We start from the raw sequence: 1832 nt of genomic DNA on the forward strand, positions 1-1832 counted from the left end.
TGGCCATGCCAGATACACCATTCAGAGAGACCCCCATCGGCCGATCGATACAGGTGATCCGCGAGCGGGAAAAAGCAAAGCACGCCAAGCCTGATCAGCGGCGAAAAAAGATGCAGAGATGGTCAGCGGCGGAAATGGCCGCTTTAAAAACCATGTGGGAGAGGGGAACGCCGCGCTTTGCAATAGCGCAGGCGCTCGAGAAAACCCCAAACGCTGTGACTGGGAAAGTCTGGCGTGCCGGGTTCCGCAGAAAAAGGAGGGCGCCGAGATGCTACAGATAGTTCGTCGCGTCTCTCACGTCGAAGCCCGAGCGGCAGCGCGAAGGCTCATCGAGGGAGCGCTGCGCCGCGATGGAGAAGTGCTGAGCGGCGACAGGCGTCCGCGCATATCGATCCCTGCAAAGCTCGTCGAAGACGACGACATGACCATCCTGGCTTACATCGCCCAGCAAGAAAAGAGGGGATAACGATGCAAAAGCAATCTCGACTGCCGCCATCGCTCCCGCCGCGAGGCTTGAGCCGCGATCAGGCAGCCGAATATATCTGCGCGAGCCCGGCACTATTCGACCAGCTCGTGAGGGACGGGCGCATGCCGAAGCCGGTGCGGATCAACACCAAGCCCGTGTGGGACCGCGTCGAAATCGACCTTTACTTTTCCGCCCTGAAAAGCGAAGAAGCAGCGATTGCTGACGACCCGTGGAGCGACTTCGACAGGGCGGCGTAGCCGTGGCGACAATCAAATTGCAGTTCGTGACGCGCGACAGAGACCGCCACGGCAACATCCGTTTTTATTTCCGCCGCCCGGGCAAGGCGAAGATCCGGCTGCCCGGCGCACCTGGCTCAGAAGAATTCATGGCGGCCTACAAGGAGGCGCTGGCCGGAGAAAACGGCGCGTCCCGCCAGAAGACATTCGATTGGCTGTGCAAGCAGTATTACGCATCGCAGCGCTTTGCTTCGCTCGAAGACATCACGCGCGACGTTAAGCGACGGCACCTCGACAGCGTGAGGGACACAGCTTTCCAGGCTGGGGCCGCGACACGCCGCGTCGGGGACTTGCCGTTCTCCGGGCTCACACGAGAGAGGGTGCGAAAGCTGCGCGACATGAAAGAGCGGTCGATGGCCAATCATCGGCTTAAGCATCTTTCGGCGCTGTTCGAATGGGCCATTAAGGAAGAAATTACCGCCACGAACCCGTGCAAGGGCGTCAGCCGCGTCGAATATGAAGAGACCGGCTATTACACCTGGACAGAGCAGGATCTCGACAAATTCGAGCGTCACTGGCCCATTGGCACCCGCGAGCACCTGGCGATGTGCGTCATGCTTTATCTTGGCGTTCGCGTCTCCGACGCGGTGAGAATCGGGCCCGGGGACGAGGCCGCCGATGGGCAGACAATCATCGTCCACGTGCACAAGGGGCGGAAGAGAATCGGCAAGGTCTTGACCCTTCCTATCCTGCCGCCGCTGCGCGAAGCTATCGACGCCTGCAAGACAGGCGATGCCTACCTGCTAACCCAGGCGGGAAAACCATTCGCCAGCACGAACTCTTTTGGTAATTGGTTCCGCGACGATGTCTGCCGGCCGATCGGCCTGCCAGAGTGCTCATCGCACGGCCTGCGCAAGATCGCCGCGACGAGATGCGCCGAAGCCGGAGCGTCCGAATACGAGATGATGGCGCTGTTTGGCTGGGATGATCCGAAGATGGCGAGGAAATACACTAAGGCGGCAGCTCAGAAAAAAATGGCCGCGAGCGCGGCTGGCAAAATGCTGGGCTCTGTCTCACCCTCTGTCCCACCAGAAAAAAAATGTAATAAAATCAACGCAGAAATGGCAGGA

General features: G+C 59.8%; 4 protein-coding genes. All 4 read left to right on the forward strand.

Features of this window, described 5'->3' with window-relative positions:
• Positions 1-281: hypothetical protein (locus T281_RS19420; protein ID WP_420834885.1), on the forward strand; the 281-nt coding region annotated here is incomplete at its 5' end.
• A complete protein-coding gene (locus T281_RS19425; protein ID WP_037242430.1) occupies positions 269-466 on the forward strand; it encodes a hypothetical protein in 198 nt (65 codons plus the stop codon). The genes T281_RS19420 and T281_RS19425, both read left to right, overlap by 13 nt.
• 2 nt (positions 467-468) lie before the next feature.
• Positions 469-723: a helix-turn-helix transcriptional regulator gene (locus T281_RS17005; RefSeq protein ID WP_037242435.1), complete on the forward strand. Its 255-nt coding sequence runs from the start codon at positions 469-471 to the stop codon at positions 721-723.
• 2 nt (positions 724-725) lie between these two features.
• Positions 726-1832 (forward strand): tyrosine-type recombinase/integrase (locus T281_RS17010; protein WP_037242438.1); only part of this gene is annotated, 1107 nt, incomplete at its 3' end.

This window comes from Rhodomicrobium udaipurense JA643, from assembly GCF_000636015.1.
GTDB lineage: Bacteria > Pseudomonadota > Alphaproteobacteria > Rhizobiales > Rhodomicrobiaceae > Rhodomicrobium > Rhodomicrobium udaipurense.

Bases quoted from the DNA above. Each gene is read 5' to 3' on its own strand.
- T281_RS19425 (WP_037242430.1), top strand. From the start codon at position 269: ATGCTACAGATAGTTCGTCGCGTCTCTCACGTCGAAGCCCGAGCGGCA.
- T281_RS17005 (WP_037242435.1), top strand. From the start codon at position 469: ATGCAAAAGCAATCTCGACTGCCGCCATCGCTCCCGCCGCGAGGCTTG.